The organism is Lysobacter terrae (genome assembly GCF_054782215.1).
This window is the reverse complement of the sequence record NZ_BAAGSX010000008.1, coordinates 358,237-374,812: the sequence shown is the minus strand read 5'-3', so window position 1 is coordinate 374,812 and position 16,576 is coordinate 358,237. Positions and strand designations below refer to the sequence as shown.

General features: G+C 66.8%; 14 protein-coding genes. 4 read left to right on the top strand and 10 right to left on the bottom strand.

All coding sequences use genetic code 11. The features are described 5' to 3' along the window. The 4 genes from ACYVJ8_RS13430 to ACYVJ8_RS13415 form a co-directional block, all read right to left on the bottom strand. A complete protein-coding gene (locus ACYVJ8_RS13430) occupies positions 1 to 630 on the bottom strand; it encodes a thymidine kinase (protein ID WP_460713200.1) in 630 nt (209 codons plus the stop codon). 59 nt (positions 631 to 689) lie between these two features. After that, on the bottom strand, positions 690 to 1,445 hold the full coding sequence (locus ACYVJ8_RS13425; RefSeq protein WP_460713198.1) for a hypothetical protein: 756 nt from the start codon (positions 1,443 to 1,445) through the stop codon (positions 690 to 692). 98 nt (positions 1,446 to 1,543) lie between these two features. Next, positions 1,544 to 2,359, bottom strand: coding sequence for a hypothetical protein (locus ACYVJ8_RS13420; RefSeq protein WP_460713196.1), 816 nt, complete (start codon positions 2,357 to 2,359; stop codon positions 1,544 to 1,546). 114 nt (positions 2,360 to 2,473) lie between these two features. Then, the gene (locus tag ACYVJ8_RS13415; RefSeq protein ID WP_460713194.1) at positions 2,474 to 3,349 is read right to left on the bottom strand and encodes a methylglyoxal synthase; all 876 of its coding nucleotides are present in this window, start codon (positions 3,347 to 3,349) and stop codon (positions 2,474 to 2,476) included. A 217-nt stretch (positions 3,350 to 3,566) separates the two neighbouring features. Here ACYVJ8_RS13415 and ACYVJ8_RS13410 point away from each other — a divergent pair, with 217 nt between their 5' ends. Together ACYVJ8_RS13410 and ACYVJ8_RS13405 are read left to right on the top strand one after the other, a co-directional pair. Further along, the gene (locus ACYVJ8_RS13410) at positions 3,567 to 5,546 is read left to right on the top strand and encodes a UvrD-helicase domain-containing protein (RefSeq protein WP_460713192.1); all 1,980 of its coding nucleotides are present in this window, start codon (positions 3,567 to 3,569) and stop codon (positions 5,544 to 5,546) included. Between the two features lie 84 nt (positions 5,547 to 5,630). Further along, the gene (locus ACYVJ8_RS13405) at positions 5,631 to 6,545 is read left to right on the top strand and encodes a 5'-nucleotidase, lipoprotein e(P4) family (protein ID WP_460713190.1); all 915 of its coding nucleotides are present in this window, start codon (positions 5,631 to 5,633) and stop codon (positions 6,543 to 6,545) included. A gap of 61 nt (positions 6,546 to 6,606) precedes the next feature. Here ACYVJ8_RS13405 and ACYVJ8_RS13400 read toward each other — a convergent pair whose 3' ends face one another. From ACYVJ8_RS13400 to ACYVJ8_RS13380, 5 genes are all read right to left on the bottom strand, one after another. Then, the gene (locus tag ACYVJ8_RS13400) at positions 6,607 to 7,269 is read right to left on the bottom strand and encodes a peroxiredoxin (protein WP_460713188.1); all 663 of its coding nucleotides are present in this window, start codon (positions 7,267 to 7,269) and stop codon (positions 6,607 to 6,609) included. A 393-nt stretch (positions 7,270 to 7,662) separates the two neighbouring features. Further along, positions 7,663 to 8,607: a Csu type fimbrial protein gene (locus ACYVJ8_RS13395; protein ID WP_460713186.1), complete on the bottom strand. Its 945-nt coding sequence runs from the start codon at positions 8,605 to 8,607 to the stop codon at positions 7,663 to 7,665. Then, positions 8,604 to 10,976 (bottom strand): fimbria/pilus outer membrane usher protein, encoded by a 2,373-nt coding sequence (locus ACYVJ8_RS13390; RefSeq protein ID WP_460713183.1) that lies wholly within the window; start codon positions 10,974 to 10,976, stop codon positions 8,604 to 8,606. Before ACYVJ8_RS13390 ends, ACYVJ8_RS13395 begins: the two co-directional genes overlap by 4 nt. Beyond that, positions 10,966 to 11,682 carry a fimbrial biogenesis chaperone gene (locus tag ACYVJ8_RS13385; RefSeq protein ID WP_460713181.1) on the bottom strand — a complete coding sequence of 239 codons (717 nt, stop codon included), beginning with the start codon at positions 11,680 to 11,682 and terminating at the stop codon, positions 10,966 to 10,968. The genes ACYVJ8_RS13390 and ACYVJ8_RS13385 overlap by 11 nt, the downstream gene beginning before the upstream one ends. 2 nt (positions 11,683 to 11,684) lie before the next feature. After that, entirely contained in the window at positions 11,685 to 12,194 is a 510-nt protein-coding gene (locus ACYVJ8_RS13380) for a Csu type fimbrial protein (RefSeq protein WP_460713179.1), read from the bottom strand. A gap of 297 nt (positions 12,195 to 12,491) precedes the next feature. Here ACYVJ8_RS13380 and ACYVJ8_RS13375 point away from each other — a divergent pair, with 297 nt between their 5' ends. Next, positions 12,492 to 13,382 (top strand): hypothetical protein, encoded by an 891-nt coding sequence (locus tag ACYVJ8_RS13375; RefSeq protein ID WP_460713177.1) that lies wholly within the window; start codon positions 12,492 to 12,494, stop codon positions 13,380 to 13,382. A gap of 193 nt (positions 13,383 to 13,575) precedes the next feature. Continuing rightward, on the top strand, positions 13,576 to 16,254 hold the full coding sequence (plsB, locus tag ACYVJ8_RS13370; RefSeq protein ID WP_460713175.1) for a glycerol-3-phosphate 1-O-acyltransferase PlsB: 2,679 nt from the start codon (positions 13,576 to 13,578) through the stop codon (positions 16,252 to 16,254). A 72-nt stretch (positions 16,255 to 16,326) separates the two neighbouring features. On the opposite strand, the gene ACYVJ8_RS13365 is transcribed toward plsB, so the two are convergent. Next, positions 16,327 to 16,533 carry a YdcH family protein gene (locus tag ACYVJ8_RS13365; protein ID WP_460713744.1) on the bottom strand — a complete coding sequence of 69 codons (207 nt, stop codon included), beginning with the start codon at positions 16,531 to 16,533 and terminating at the stop codon, positions 16,327 to 16,329. Between the last annotated feature and the right edge of the window lie 43 nt (positions 16,534 to 16,576).

Sequence of the window (16,576 nt, the reverse complement as noted above, 5' to 3'; positions counted from 1 at the left end):
CTACAGCAGCGGCGGCTGCTGCGGCTCGGGCAGTCCTTCGACCGCGCTTTCCCCGCGCATCACCTTCTTGAATTCGGCGCGCGACACCGAGACGTAGCGTTCGTTGCCGCCGATTTCCACCTGCGGACCCTGCTGCACGGCACGGCCGTCGTCGTCGACGCGCACCGTCATCGTCGCCTTCTTGCCGCTGTGGCAGATCGTCTTGATCTCGTTGAGCTCGTCGGCCCAGGCCAGCAGATACTGGCTGCCCTCGAACAGCTCGCCGCGGAAGTCGGTGCGCAGGCCGTAGCAGAGCACCGGTATACGCAAGGCGTCGACGACTTCGCTCAGCTGCCACACCTGCGCCTTGGCGAGAAACTGCGCTTCGTCGACCAGCACGCAGTCGAGCTTGCCGTGCGCGGCGATGTCGTCGCGCACCACCTGATCCAGATCGTCGCCGCGTTCGAATGCGTGCCCCACCGCCTTCAGGCCGATGCGCGACGCCACGGTGCCGCTGCCGGCACGATGGTCGAGCCGCGGCGTCAGGATCAGCACGCGCATGCCGCGCTCGCGGTAGTTGTGCGCGGACTGCAGGAGGGTGGTGGTCTTTCCGGCGTTCATCGCCGAGTAGTAGAAGTAGAGCTTGGCCATGCGCGCATTTTATCCGGACGCGTGGCGCGTTCGCGGTGCTGCCGGCGGTTTCGGCTCGGTTACGGCCTGCGATCGCGCGTCGCCGGCCCGATGTCGACCCGGCCGGCCGCGCGTTCCAGCAAGGCATCCTGGCTCTGCCAATAGACCTGTAGGCGCTTGAGGCCGCCCTCCTCGCCGTAAAGCTCGTCGGGCGAACCCGCGACCGAGACCGCGTAGGCCGCGGCGTTGGTTCCGGTTTCGACCACGAGCGAGCCGTTGACCGGTCCGCCACCGCTTTCCATCATCTGGCTGCGATAGCCCACGCGGCTGCCGGTCATGCTGCGGGCGAAGCGGCGCATCTCCATTTCGGCGCGCGGTTTTGCCACCGCGTCGCCGTAGCGATCGTAGAAGGATGGGCCCAATTCCAGCACGTGGGCGCGCTCTTCCGCCGTGAGTTGCTGCCACATCTTTTCGCGAATCGCCAACAGCGGATGGCTGCCGCGCTCGGCGGCCAGGTCGCTCCACACGTACGCCTGGACGCGATCGACCGGAACGCCGACGCCATGCCAATGGATGAGGCTGAGGAAATGCTGCGAGTACTTGTCCGCATAGGACGCCGCGCGTTCGAAGTCGCGCACCGCTTCGTCGTAATGGTCGCCCTGGTAGGCCTTCAGCCCGTTGAGGCGCCACTCCTCGTTCGGCCGGCCGCGCGCCGAGGTCAGCTGCGCATCGAGGTCCATGAAACTGGCATCGACCAGCCGCAGTTTCTCGCCGGCCGTGGCGGCTCCCGCCGCACACAGGCAGACCAATACGAGGCACGCAGCTCGCACGTTCATGGCGTATCTCCGTCGCCGCAGGACGAAGCGACTTAAGCGCACGCTAGGCGCGGCTATGGGTCCGGGCAATGACGCACTTTGTGCTCCCGACGGGTGGCTCAGGGCTCGGGCGTGGGCTCCGGCGGCACTTCGGGGACGGGAGCGTCGATCTCCGGCGCGGTCTCCGGAATGCGCGTATCCACCGCGTCCTTGGCGACTTCCAGCTCGCCGACGGTGACCTTGCCGATGCGCGGCTTCGCCCAGATCGCGTCCTGCCAGGCCCAGTACTTTTTCGCGTCCCAATAGCGCTCGTCGTAGAACTTCGAGCCTTCGATCATCTGCGAGCCCGCCGGGCCCGGGACCTCGATCTGCACACCGCGGTTGAAGCCGGTACGGCTGCCGGTCAACTTGTTCTTCCCGCGCCGCAATTCCCATTCGTAGCGCGGCTTGGCGGCGGCGTCGCCGAAGCGCGAGTAGATCGCCTGTCCCTGCTCGATCGCACGCGCGCGTTCGCTTTCATCCATCGCCTTCCAATACTTCTCGCGCAGACCGATGAAGCCGGTGTAGCCGCGCTCGGCCGCCAGATCCATCCACGCATACGCAAGCGCGCGATCGGCGGGCGCGCCTTCGCCGTTCCAATACATTTCGGCGACCATGCCCTGAGAGGGCTTGTCGGCGAAATAGCTGGCGCGGCGGAAGTAGCGCATCGCGTCATCGAAGCGCTTCTCCTTGTAGGCCTCCATGCCCAGCATCCGGTACTTGAGGTCCTGGTGATGGCCGAGGAAGCCCGCGGTAATCAGCAACGGATCGCTCACCGGATCCGGCGGCACGGTCGGCTGCGCCGCCTGCGCGCCCATCGCCGGCAGCAGCAACAGCGACAGCGCAAACGCCTGCAAACGCGGCCTGCGTGATTTCGGCGTGCGAGAGTTCGACATCCATTTCGTCCGATCGGAAAGAGGCGCACAGCTTAACGGGCGACCGGCTACGCCGCGGGTAAACGGAAGACCTAGAGACTTTTTCTTAGGCTGCGCGTTCTTAGATCGCGCGAGCTAACCTTGCAATTCCGCGCGCTGCCGGGCCGCCATCATCCAGCGCATGGCTACGACGGGCGAGGTCATGCAAACGGCATCATCGGTTTTGGTCGTCACCGCGCGCTCCAGCAGTTGGATATCGGCTTCGTGCTGGCGCGCGACGTGGGGATCCTCGAAGAAGACGACGCGCTGGCAGCGCCCTTCGAGCACACGGTCGGCGATCTGCGCATCGCCGCCCATCGGGCCGCTGCGGTAGCGTTGCACCCATTCCTGCTCGCGCGGCCAGCCGCGGCTCCAGGCCAGCTCGTTGAGCAATTGGCCCGTGGTGCCGGTGGCGACGCGATGGGCATAGCGCGACAGCAGATCGAAGTGCTCGGCCGCGAACGCCTGCATCGTCGCCTTCATCGCGTCGTGCGCGATCAACGCCAAGGTCTGCTGCTCCAGCTCGTGGAAGCGGTCAGCGCCGGAATCGGGCGCGAACCCGGCCTGAATGCGCTCCATCTCGACCCAGTCGCGCGCCCCGGCCACCGTGGAGACGAACGGCTTGCCGTGGATCACGCACTGGCGCTTGAGCGCGACGGCTTCGGGAAAGGTGGATGAGGGCGTGACGGGGTTGAGCAGGTAGATCGCACCATCGAGGGTGCGCTCCTCGCCGAGGCCGACGACCTCGGCCACCAGCTTCATCAGGCCGCCGTCGCGACCGAACGGATAGCGCCGCAGCCCCGCATAGCCGGCCAGCATGCCCTCGTCCACGATCGCGTCGTGCGTGCGTCCGACCGCGTGCAGGCCCAGCCGCAATTCGCGAATACCCGACTCGCAGGCGCGCAGCCAGCGGAACAGGGCGGCGTCCGAACCGGTGTAATGCAGGCTGTTGGCGACCAGGCCCATGCGCATCGGCGAATTTCCTCATAAGGGTGCCGCGGTGAACGCGCGTATTCAGGCACGCGGCGCTGGGCGGCTGAATGAAGATGCCCGACCGGTGCCGCGGCTTCAATCTCGGCATCACTCCGGATCTGCCTCGCGAATCTCCATCGGGATCGCGGAAGCCACCCGCCCGACCCGATTAGAATGCGCGGCCAGAAAGATGTCCGGTCCAGGGCCGGTTGACCGCATGCATTTCCTCAACCCGCCCCAACGCGCCGCCGCCCTGCACACCGAAGGTCCGCTGCTCGTACTCGCCGGAGCCGGCAGCGGCAAGACCCGCGTCATCGTCGAGAAGATCGCCCACCTGATTTCCTCGGGCCGCATGCCGGCGCGCCGCATCGCCGCGATCACCTTCACCAACAAGTCGGCGCGTGAAATGAAGGAGCGCGTCGCCAAGCGCATCAAGGGCGACGCGGCCGAAGGGCTGACGATCTGCACCTTCCACGCGCTGGGCCTGAAGTTCCTGCAGATCGAGCACGCCAAGGCCGGGCTGCGCCGCGGCTTCTCCGTGTTCGACAGCGACGACACCGGCGCCCAGCTCAAGGACCTGTTGCCGCCTGGCAGCAAGCCCGACGTGCTCGACAACGCGCGCAATCTGATTTCGCGCGCGAAGAATGCCGGCCTGTCGCCGGAGGAAGCGCTGGCCGCCGCGCAGAGTCCGCGCGAGATGGATGCGGCGGTCCTCTACCAGAAATACCAGCAGCGCCTGACCACCTTCAATGCGGTCGACTTCGACGACCTGATCCGCCTGCCGGTGCAATTGCTCGAAGCCGACGAAGACCTGCGCCTGGGCTGGCGCGAGCGCATCGGCTACCTGCTGGTCGACGAGTGCCAGGACACCAACGACGCGCAGTACCGGCTGCTGAAGGCGCTGGCGGGGCCGAAGGGCCTGTTCACCTGCGTGGGCGACGACGACCAGTCGATCTACGCCTGGCGCGGCGCCAATCCGGACAACCTGCTGCAACTGGGCAAGGACTATCCGGCGCTGGAAATCATCAAGCTGGAGCAGAACTACCGCTGTTCCAACCGCGTGCTGCGCGCCGCCAACGCCTTGATCGCGCACAACTTCCACGAGCATCCCAAGACCCTGTGGAGCGACCAGCCCGACGGCGAACGCATCCGCGTGTGGGAATGCCGCGACGCCGCGCACGAGGCGGAGAAGGTCGCATCCGAGATCCACTTTCTCGCGCAGAAGAACTCCGCGCCGTGGAGCGACTTCTGCATCCTGTTCCGCGGCAACCACCAGAGCCGCGCGCTGGAAAAGGCGTTGCAGTTGCTGCGCGTGCCGTATCACCTCAGCGGCGGCACCGCCTTCCTCGAACGCCAGGAAGTGAAGGACACCCTCGCCTGGCTGCGCCTGATCGCCAATCCCGACGACGATGCGGCGTTCCTGCGTGCGGTGCAGGCGCCCAAGCGCGAGATCGGTGCGACCACGCTGGCGAAGCTGGCCGAACTCGCGCACGGGCAGCACATGCCGATGTCGCGTGCGGCCGAATCGGTCGGCGCGCTCAAGCAACTGGCGCCGCGCGCGGCCAATGCGCTGGACGGCTTCATGGGCGTGGTGCGATCGCTACGCGCCGATGCGCAGAAGCTTCCCCCCGCCGAACTCGTGCGCGTGCTTGGCGAGAAATCCGGAATGCTCCTGGCGATCCGCGCACAGTGCAAGGACGAAGCCAGCTTCCAGCGCCGCAAGGAAAACCTCGAAGAGCTCTCGCAGTGGTTCGACGGCGGCAAGGGTTCCGGCCCGGGCGAGCTCGCCGCGCAGCTGGCGCTGCTCTCGCACGCCGACAAGGGCGACGCCGGCAACCAAGTGCGGCTGATGTCGATGCACGGCGCCAAGGGCCTGGAATTCCGCTACGTCTTCATCGTCGGCTGCGAGGACGGCACGCTGCCGCACGACATGGCGCTGGAGGAAGGCAGCCTCGACGAAGAGCGTCGCCTGCTCTACGTGGGCATCACCCGCGCCAAGGAGCAGCTGTGGCTGTCGCATTCGCGCGAAGCCTCGCGCTGGGGCGACAAGCTGCGGCTCAAGCCCAGCCGCTTCCTCGACGAACTGCCTGCCGCGGAACTGCAGCGCGACGGCGCCGACCCGGTCGCCGACGCGGCGCGCAAGCAGGAACGCGCGAGCGCCGGGTTCGCCGCGATCAAGGCGCTGTTGGAAAGCTGATCCGGTAAAGCGGCCAGCAACACGGGTTGCAACAGCGCTGCCGTGCGGCTTGGGTACACTCGGCGGCCTCTTTCATCGTCCGGCATGTCCATGCGCCTTTCGACTCCCACCCTGACCCTGCTTGCAGCCGCCCTCATCGGCGGCTGCGCCACGCACGCCCCCACCGCGACTGCCGAAGCGCCGGCGACCGCGCCGGTTGCCGCCGCAGCCGCGCAGGAGCCGCCCGCCGACGACAGCCTCAACGCCACGGTTTGGTTCCAGACCTCGGTCGAACGCGACCTGGTCTACACCGCGATCTATCGCGCCGCCGGCCAGCGCCTCGACGCCGCCCTGCGCGACAAGCACTGGGATGCGCTGCCCAAGGACGAGCGCAACAACGACTACGCGAAGCTGCCGCCGGCGATCATCGTCGACGTCGATGAAACCGTGCTGGACAACTCGCCCAGCACGGTGCGGCAGATCCGCGATCACCACGGTTTCAACGAGGCCGACTGGGGCCAGTGGGTGAATGAGCGCAAGGCCAAGGCGCTGCCGGGCGCGGTCGAATTCCTTTCCGCCGCCGCGAAGAAGGGCGTCACCGTCTTCTACGTCAGCAATCGCGACGCGAGCCTCGGCGAAGCGACGGTGGCGAACTTGCGTGCGGCCGGCTTCCCGCTCAAGGACGACAGTCAGTTCCTCGGCCTGGGTACCGTGGTCGACGATTGCGAGCAGAACGGTTCGGAAAAAACCTGCCGCCGCCAGCTGGTCGCGCGCAAGTACCGCGTGCTGATGCAGTTCGGGGATCAGGTTGGCGATTTCGTGCAGATCCTGGCGAATACGCGCGACGGCCGCCGCGAAGCGATCGCGCCGTACCAGGCATGGATCGGCGAACGCTGGTGGGCGCTGCCCAATCCGCTCTACGGCAGCTGGGAGCCGGCGCTGTTCGACAACGAATGGAGCCAGCCGGAAGCGGCACGCCGCGCCGCCAAGGAAGCGGCGCTGGATGATGCGCGCGACTGATTGATCGCATGCGGGCATCGACGAGTCGCGACGAGCGCGACTCGTCGGGTTCCCTCAGCCCTCACGCGTGAGGCTGATGCACCATCCGGATGTACGGCTTCGTCGCCGTCCAGCCTTCGGGGAACAACCGCTTCGCATCGTCGTCCGATACCGAGGCGGCGATGATCACGTCCTCGCCCTGCTTCCAGTTCACTGGCGTGGCGACCTTGTACTTCGAGGTGAGCTGGATCGAATCGATCACGCGCAACACTTCGTCGAAGTTGCGTCCGGTGGTCATCGGATAGACCAGTTCCAGCTTGATCTTCTTGTCCGGCCCGATCACGAACACCGTGCGCACGGTCTGGTTGTCGGCGGGCGTACGGCCCGCGGCGGTGCCAGGCGTTTCGGCCGGCAGCATGTCGTAGAGCATCGACACCTGCAGATCGCTGTCGCCGATCACCGGGTAGTTCGGCGCGATGCCCTGCGTGTCGCGGATGTCGTTGGCCCAGCGGTTGTGATCATCGACCGAATCCACGCTGAGGCCGATGACTTTGACATTGCGTTTGTCGAACTCCGGTTTCAGCTTCGCCATGCAGCCCAGTTCGGTCGTGCAGACGGGAGTGAAGTCCTTCGGATGCGAGAACATCACGCCCCATGAATCGCCAAGCCAGTTGTGGAAGTTGATGCGGCCTTGCGTGGTGTCGGCGCTGAAATCGGGAGCGGTGTCGCCAATCCTGAGTGCCATGTTGGTTTCCTCGTGCCCAGTCGGCGCCCCGGGGCCGTGCGAATTCCCATGCCGCTTCGAAGGGCGCGCTCGAAGATGGCGTCTGATTCCATTCGCGGTTCGCGCAAGGCCGAGGAACCTTGGCGCCGGGCCTTTATACGCCCCCATCGCCATGCTGGCGCGCCGGGTATCGGCTGCAGGCAGGGAAACCGATCGCACGTGCAAAATCAAATACTTAGCTAAACATGGCGAAGTATTGCTTAAAGTTGGAAGGGCCGCTAATCTGCCTGCGTCCGGCCAGTCCGGAATTGCGCCACAACCAAGTCCACCGGCTCACGCCGGATTGCGGGAGGCCCCCAAAGGCCTCCCTTTCTTTTTGGCTACGAGAAGTTCGCTAACGAGAGCGGCGGACGCTCAGTACGTGATCGTCGCGGTCACGGTGTCTTTGTAGGTGCCCGAGGACGGCGTCGTCTGCGACGGCACCTTGGCATTCACGGGCACGCTCTGTGCCGTGCCGCTTCCTGTGCCCAGATAGGCCGATCCGGTCGTGCCGTCGCCCCAGAGCACTGTGCCGCCCGCGTCCTGATAGAGCTGATAGGAAACGATGCCTGCACCGGCGCCGTTCAAGCTCAATTTCCTCGCCGCGATGGTGTTGCCCGTGGTCGTGCCGGCGTTGAGCGCGATGCTGTACGGCATGGTGTTGCTGCACGTGATGGTGAGCCCGCCGCTGGCGCTGAGGCCGGAAGTCAGGTTGGCCACCGTGCCGAAGTTGATTGCCGACGCGGAGATCGTGCAGGTACCGCCAAGCGTGGCGGTGGCGCTGAACGACGAGGCGGTGAGACTCGTGCCCGTGCCATTGATGCAGGGCGAACCGCCGCTGGGAAGGCGGCCTTGCACCTGGAGAGTGGAGGTGTAAGAACCGGCCGGCAGGTTCTGGCCCGAACTGATGCGGCCATACATGCGTGCGGTCGCACTGCCGCTGCCACTGGCGCCAACCGTGACCGACACTTCAGTGCCCGCAGCGGAAATGTTGTCGCCCCAGGTCGCACCGCCCGATGTCGTCGCGATGTCGTAGCCCAGCGAATTGGAGCCGGAGCGCATTACCCGGTTGAGGACGGTACTCGGCGCCGTGCCTGCGTTGATTGCGAGGCAGACGCGGTACGTGGTGCCGCTGGTGCCGGAACAGGTGACGGTGACATCCGCGGTCGTATCGCGCTGCGCAGTCGGCGTGCCGATGGTGCCGAAGGCCAGCGTCTGCGCCGAGGTCGAGCAACTCTGTGCCTGTGCCTGCGCCGGCCACAGCAGCATCACCCCGAGCAACAGCAGAACATGCAACATCAAAGCGGGGCGCGCGGTCATAGCGGCTCTCCACAACGCAGCGGCCCCAAGCGCATGACGCCGTCTGGGGCGGGAAGCTGGGACGGCAGCGCATAGCGGCAGACGGCGCCGGCGGTTTCCACCTCCAGGACGCCGCCGGCCGGCAGGTCGTCGATGTAGGCCTCGCCATCGAGGCCGACCAGGAAGCTCGCGTCGCTGCCCACGATGCGTCCCTGCGCCCCTGCCGGAACAAACGCGCCCGAGGGTGTCTGCAAGGTCACCATCGCCGGGTGCACGCGGGCGACGTCGAAACGCACGAGCACGCCACCGTGATCGGCCGGCGTGACCATCTGTTCGAGCGGCGGAACGCGATAGTTCACGCCCAGCGCATCCGGATCCATTCCGACGCGATTGCGCTGCCAGCCGCGCAGGTCAGGCAGCAGCAGGAAGCCGCGTCCGTTGGTGGCGCCGAACACGCGGTTCTCATACAGCACGGGCACGTCCGGCACACCCTGCGTACTGACCACGGCGAAGGAATCGCCGACGCGGCGGCTCGCGAACATCGAACCGCCCATCCAAACCAGGCTGCCGTTGGCCTGCCCGAAGTAACCGGTGTTGCCGTCGCGGTGATCCGCGCCAACGGTGGCTTCGCCGTAGCGGCCGCGCAGCGTCGTCGACGCCAGCCCGTAGGCGCCGTCACGGTCGCCCGCCTGCAATTCCCAACCCCAACCGCCGTCGTAGCCCGGCGACTGGCGCACAGCCGCGACGGTGTCGGTGCGATCGCCGCTGTGGCTCACCGACAGCGAGCTGTCGCGCAGTTCGCCCAGCGGAAGATTGATATTGAGATTGAAACCGTGGCCGGTATCGCCACTGTCGAACACACCAACGCTGGCATTCACGCGGCCGATCACCTGGGACCAGCTCAGCGTGCGCACGCTCTCCTGGTCGCCCGCCTGATTGCGCCAGCGCACCCAGGAAAACGCGACGCTGCCGTTCGATCGCGACCACCACGCCGAAGCCTGATCCTGCGCGCGCAACGAAGTCGGCGCGCCGCCGTCGGCGAGGTCGCCCAGATCGCGGAAGCCGCGCGAGCGCCGCTGCGCCTTCAGGTCGAAACCGAAGTGCGGATTCATCCACTGGTAGCCGACGCTGCGCTGGTCGCCGCTGCTGTCGCCCTCGCTGCGCGCGAGCGAAGCGGTGACTACGCCGAGACGGCCGGCCGGCGCCCACACGATGCCGGCGCCGGCGACGCGCAGGTCCGGGCCGTATTCGGCGTGCGCTTCGCCGGTCAGCGACATCGACAGGCCGCGGCGATAGCTGCCGCTGGCGACGAAGTCGTCGCCGTAGCGGTCGTCGTTGGTGGCGTAGCCCAGGCGCAAGCGCCCGGCTTCGAGACTGAAATCGCTCAGCCCTGGGGCCAGGCGCTGGTAGTCGACGTAGATCGGAACGCTGGTCTGCGTGGTGCGGCCCAGCGCATCGCGCACGACCAGCGTGGCTTCGCCGGCGCCGGTGATACGCGGAAAGCTGTCGAGCACGAACGGGCCGTCGTCCACATCGGCCCCGAATTGCTTGACGTTGTCGACCAGCAATTCCACCGACGAAGGCACCGTGGCCTGGCCGGTGAAACGCGGCACCGGAAACGTGATCAGGTCCGGCCGCACACCGAAGTTGCGACGCAGCTGCAAACCGCCCAGGCGTACCGGCCGCGTCCAGCCCAGGCCACCGCCGATGAAATCGCCGGCGGTCCACGTGGTCATGTGTTCCGAATCGCTATAGATCCAGCGCGTGTCGAGACGCTGGTACGCGTCCGAGTTGTCGCCGGCGCGGCTGAGGAAGCTGTTTTCCAGTGCGCCGAAGCGGCCGAAGACGCGCGCCGTCGTCGCCAGCGAAAGCGTGTCTTCGTAACGCGTGCTGCGCCCGTAGGCGTCGTAGCTCAGCAGGAAGCCGGCGCTGCGCGTCGCCGCCACCGCTTCGGGCATGCGATAGCCGAGCGATTGATTCGGACGCAACTCCGGGGCGACGTCGAGGATCAGGCGCTGGCCCTCGATGTCGTAGCGATACTTGAGTCCCGGCACGGCATCGAGCGCGAGCAGGCCGGTTTCGTCCGTCGGCAGCGATGCATCGATCACCAGGCCGAGTTGGCGAAGATCGTCGGGCGTCGCGAACAGTCGCCCGTCGCGCAATTGCACGCGGATCAGCTGACCCAGCGAGCGATCGCCACGATAGACGTCGAGATATAGCGTTTGCGCGGCTTGTACATCGGCGGATCCCGCCGAGACGCCGCCCAGGCTCGGCAGATCGAGTTCGCCGAGCGAAAAGGAGCCTGCGTCGGTACCGGTACCGGCGTTCGCCGTCATGACGAACGCGGCCAGTGCCGCTCCGACGGCGAGCGCCAGCGACCTAGGGCGCACGGGAGACGGGCACCGACAACGGCTGGCCATTGACGCGCGTCTCCAGGCGCAAATCGCCGGTGAGCTTGGTCAAGGGCGCCGCTGCGAGCGACCAGTGCCGCTCGCTGCCGGGTAATACATAGCCGAAGAGGCCGGCGGTCAGGGCCACCGAATGACTTCCCGCATCGGCCAGTTTCGTCGCGCCGAGCTGGGCCGCCTGGCCGCCGCTGTTGGTGCAAGCCAACTGCGTGGCATTCAAGCGGCAGCGCAGCGCGGGTGCCGCGGCCTTGGTGGCCCGCACGTACACCGGCACCACGAAGCGCAGGCGGATCTGTACGCCGGACTGCGGCGCCTCGCCGGGCGTCGGCAGTTCGTCGACCACGACGCGATAACTGCCGTCGCGGCCGACCGGTAACGCGCCTTCCCGGACCACGCGCACCACCTGGCTGGAACCGGGCGCGATCTGGACAATCGCCGGGCTGATAACCACGGCCTGCGTTGCGCCCAGGCGGTCCTCGCCGTCGACCTGATTCCAGGCATAGACGCGCACCTGGGCCGCGATCGGCGTATCGCCCGTGTTGGACAGGGTGAGACGACCGGCGGTGGCACCGGGAACGAGCTCGACGAGAGTCGGCGCGGCTTGCAACTGTCCCCGCGCCCAGGACGACGCGGGAACGAGCGCAGCCAACGCCGCGCCCAGGAGCGCAGCGTGGACAGCCCGCTTCATGATCAGAATTCGATCGTGGCGGTGATCGTGTCGTTGTAGACGCCGGCGCCGACGGACTGCGTCGGAGCGACGCGGCCGTACACGGTCAGGGTCTGGTCGGCGTTGCTGCCGGTACCGTCGACGTCCGTGGCGGTGCCGCCCGCAGCCGTCTGGCCCCAACGGGCGGTGCGGCCGCTGTCGGCATACAGCTCGTAGTTCACGAACTGGCCGGTGGTGGCATTGGTCAAACGACGCTGGCCGGACGAGGCATTGAGGCCGTCGTTGAGGCCGACGTGATACAGCGCGCCGTTGTTGCAGTTGACCGTCAGGGCCGTGGACGCGTCGCGGTTGGCGGTGATGTTGCCGGTAACCGTACCGAAGTTGATGTCGGAAGCGGTGTTGCCGGCCGTCATCGTGCAGCTGTTCTGGACGGTCAGCTGGACGCCGAAGTTGGCGTTGGTATTGGCGGCGTCGGCCGCAAGGGGCGAGGCAACGAGGGCAGCAGCGAGAAGCGAAGTCTTAAGGACGTTCATTCAGATATCTCAACGACATTTGGTTTGGCCGTCCTTTGCGGGAATGTGATCCGGGTCGCAGAAGTTAGCATGAACCATGCCAAGTTTGGCGGCTCGTTTTTACGTGCTCTCCACCTCCATGACCGGGGCGTCACGTCACTTTTACGCCCCGTTGGCCGGGGCGCGTCAATAGCTGACCTTGCCGGTCGTCAGAATGTTCTAAAGAAATCGGCTTGGCCGTTTTCGCGACCGGCTTGGCTTGTCGCGGCGCCGGACGACCGGCCAAGATGCGCGCTTGCGCCCGTACGCTCCGTCCCTATGCCCGCCTGGATTCGAAGCGTCACCGCCGCGCTGTTGCTTGCTGGCCTCGTCGCCTGCCATTCCGAGCCATCGCCGACCGCCCATACGCCGGATTCGCCGGCGGGCGCCGTCCAGCAATTGGTCGACGATCTGCGCCAGGACGACCTGGCCGCGTATGCCCACCATGCCGTGCCGCCCGATCTGCATGCCCGGCTGGAAACCGCGTGGGTGGAAGGTCGCACGCTGTGGCCGCTGACCGAGCTGCCCCTCGACCGGAAGTTCCAGGGCTTTCTGACGGCGCTGTCCGAACCTCGCTCCGAACAGACCTTGTTGACCGCTTATCGCCGCCAGTTCGCCGGCGCTAACGCCGAAATTCGCAACGCCGCCACCACGCTCGGCCTGTTCACCGCGCAGTACGTCGCCAACGAGGCGGACTACAGCGACGCCGAGCGCGACCACTACCGCCAGCTCGTCGCCGCCCTGGCGCTATGGGGCCAGAAAGCGCCTCTGGGGGATCCGGCCCAGGCGCGGCGCGTCATTCCCCAGATCACCCTGGCCGCCCGCGCGACCGGGTTGGGCGGCCGCAATGGTCTGCGCGAGGCCGGCATGGAGCACAGCCTGGAACGACTGGGACCCTTCTTCATTCGCGTGGAAGCGGCGCTGAGCTCGTATGGGCTCGACTTCGACCGGGCATTGGCCGAGGCCCGGATCTCATTGGCCCAACAGACCGGGGATCAGGCCCGGGTGCGGCTTCAGTACGAGTTGGCGGGGCAGCCGATCGATGCGTATGTGCTGGTCGAGCGGCATCAGGGGCGGTGGTATTTGAGCGATTTGTTGCGGCGGGCGCGGGTGGAGGCGGGGGAAGAGCGGGATTTGCGGGCGGGGACCGCTGGCGGCTCCATCCAATAGCCTGGCTTTCCCAGGTGGGGGGGCGGCCGTCTCAAGATCTACGGCAGCCCGCATAATCCCTCCAATGCCGAATCAGACTTCCCTTTTCCCCGAAGACGAGCCCCGCGGTCCCGGCTCGTCGAAGACCCCCGCAGAACCCGTCGCTAGCGATGGGCAGGCTGCCGGGCCTTCCGTCGGGCCGCCTACCGATGCGATGCCGTCGGATCCCGCCGAGGCCCCAGCCGAGGCGCACGAAGCGTCGCCGGCCCAGACCGAACTCCCCATTCCGCCCGCCCCGGCCACGCCGCCGGGCTTCAGCGCCGACCCGCGCCCCGCCCCGCCTGCCCGCCGTCCACTCTGGGCGAAGCTGCTGGGCTGGCTGATGGAACCCTGGGTCGAGCTGCGCATCGAGCCTGAAAGCCCAGCCGAGCATGTAGCCATGCTCGACGGACGACCGGTCTGCTACGTGCTCGAGGACTACGGCCTCTCCAATGCCCTGATCCTGGAACGCGCCTGCCGCCAAGCGGGCCTGCCCACGCCACTGCAACCGCTGCCGGGCGATCCGCTCGGCCGCAAGCGCGCCTACCTCGCGCTGTCGCGGCGCAACGTCAGCACGCTGGCGCCAATTGCCGATTCGATTACCGGCACGATCACGGGCGCAGCTCCGGCCGAGAAGCCGTCGAAGACTCATTCCGGATCCCTTGCCCGCCTGCTGGAGGCGCATCGCGCGCGTCCGGAACTCGACGTGCAGCTGGTGCCGGTCTCGATCTTCGTCGGCCGCGCCCCGGACAAGAACAGCGGCTGGTTCTCCGTGCTGTTCTCGGAAAACTGGACCCTGGTGGGCCGCTTCCGCCGCCTGCTCGCCATCGCGCTCAACGGCCGCGACACGCTGGTGCAGTTCGCGCCGCCGGTGCCGTTGCGCGGCGTGCTCGACGAAGGCCTGCCGCCCGAACGCACGGTGCGCAAGCTCTCGCGCGTCCTGCGCACCCACTTCCATCGCATCCGCGCCGCGATCATCGGCCCGGACCTGTCGACGCGGCGCCTGCTGGTCGACAGCGTGCTCGCTTCCGATTCGGTGAAGGAAGCGATCGCCGACCAGGCCGCGCGCGACAAGACCTCGCTCGCCGAGGCCTGGAAGAAGGCGCACGGCTACGCCTACGAAATCGCCGCGGACTATTCGCATCCGGTCGTGCGCTCGGCCAGCTTCCTGCTGACCACGGTGTGGAACCGCATCTACCGCGGCGTGCTGGTGCATCACCTGGACAAGCTCAAGCAGGCCGCACCGGGGCACGAAGTGATCTACGTGCCCAGCCACCGCAGCCACATGGATTACTTGCTGCTGAGCTATCTGCTCTACACCAAAGGCGTCGTGCCGCCGCATATCGTCGCTGGCATCAATCTCAACCTGCCGGTTGTCGGCACCCTGTTGCGCAAGGGCGGCGCCTTCTTCATCCGCCGCAGCATCCGCGGCAGCGTGCTGTATTCGGCGGTGCTCAGCGAATACGTTGCCCAGCTCGTCGGCGGCGGCTATTCGATCGAGTACTTCACCGAAGGCGGGCGTTCGCGCACCGGTCGCCTGCTGCAGCCCAAGGGCGGCATGATCTCCATGACGCTGCGCGCCTTCGTGCGCCAGCCGACGCGGCCGGTGATGTTCCAGCCGGTCTACATCGGCTACGAGAAGCTGATGGAAGGCAACAGCTACCTCGACGAACTGACCGGCAAGCCCAAGGAGAAGGAATCGATCTGGCAGCTGCTCAGCGGCATTCCCAAAGTGCTGCGCAGCAACTACGGCCAGGTGGTGGTGAACTTCGGCGAGCCGATCATGCTCGGCGACGTACTGGCCGAACATGCGCCTGATTGGGACGGCAAGCCGCTGTCGGAAGACGAAAGGCCCAAGTGGCTTTCCGATACCGTCGACGCGCTCGCCGACCGCATCAACGTCAACATCAACCGCGCCGCGGACGTGAATCCCATCAACCTGCTGGCGCTGGCGCTGCTGTCCACGCCCAAGCACGCGATGGGTGAAGCCGACCTGCGCACGCAGATCGCGCTGTCGCAGAAGCTGCTCGCCGATCTGCCCTACTCCGACCGCGTCACCGTCACGCCGCACACGCCCGAACAGATCATCGCCCACGGCGAAGAGATCAACGTGCTCGAGCGCATCAAGCACCCGCTCGGCGACGTGCTCGGCGTCGACGACGAGAAGGCGGTGCTGCTCAGCTACTTCCGCAACAACGTCCTGCATCTTTTCACCGCGCCGGCCTGGATCGCCTGCTGCTTCCAGCACAACCGCCGCATGAGCCTGACGCGCGTGCTGGAACTGGGCCGCAACGTGTACCCGTTCCTCCAGGCGGAGCTGTTCCTGCCGTGGAGCGAGGATGAGTTCGGCGAGCGTCTGAGCCGGACCGTCGACCTGTTCGTGCAGGAGGGCCTGCTCGAACGCGTGAGCGACGAGGATGGCGGCATCCTGGCGCGCAACGCGGGGCAGAGCGACGAGGTGTTCCGTCTGCGCGCGATCGGGCACTCCTTGCAGCAAGCCTTCGAGCGCTATTACATCGCGATTTCGGTGCTGGCCAAGAACGGCGCCGGCACGCTGACTTCCGGCGAACTGGAAAGCATGTGCCACCTCGCCGCGCAACGTCTGTCGCTGCTGTATGCCCCGGCCGCGCCGGAGTTCTTCGACAAGTCCCTGTTCCGCGGTTTCATTTTGAAGCTGCGCGAACTCCGGCTGGTGTGGCCGGACGAGAACGGCAAGCTCACCTTCGACCAGCGCCTCACCGCGTGGGCCAAGGACGCCAAGGTGATCCTGGGCCGCGAACTGCGGCACACGATCGAGAAGATCAGTCCGGAGACGGCGAAGCCTGAGCCGGTGCCGGAGCCGCCGGCGACCTGATTCTTCGCAGGCATGCAGGCATGAAAAAGGCGGACCCTGTCCGCCTTTTTCTTTAACTCGATTCGGGCGAACTCACGCCGGCTGGTCCGGAATGAGCGCGCTCTCCAGCCGCGCAATGCAGTCCTTCAGCCACAGCTTGCGCTTCTTCAGACGCTTGATCGTCAACTCGTCCGTGCTGGCATCGGCGACCAGGCGTTCGATCGCAAGATCGAGGTCGCGATGCTCGAGCTTGAGCTCGGAAAGCTTGCGGGCGATGGTGGCCGGATCGTCGAGATCGATCATGCGCCCAGCTTACGCCTGCCCCGGCGGCTTGCCCATGACA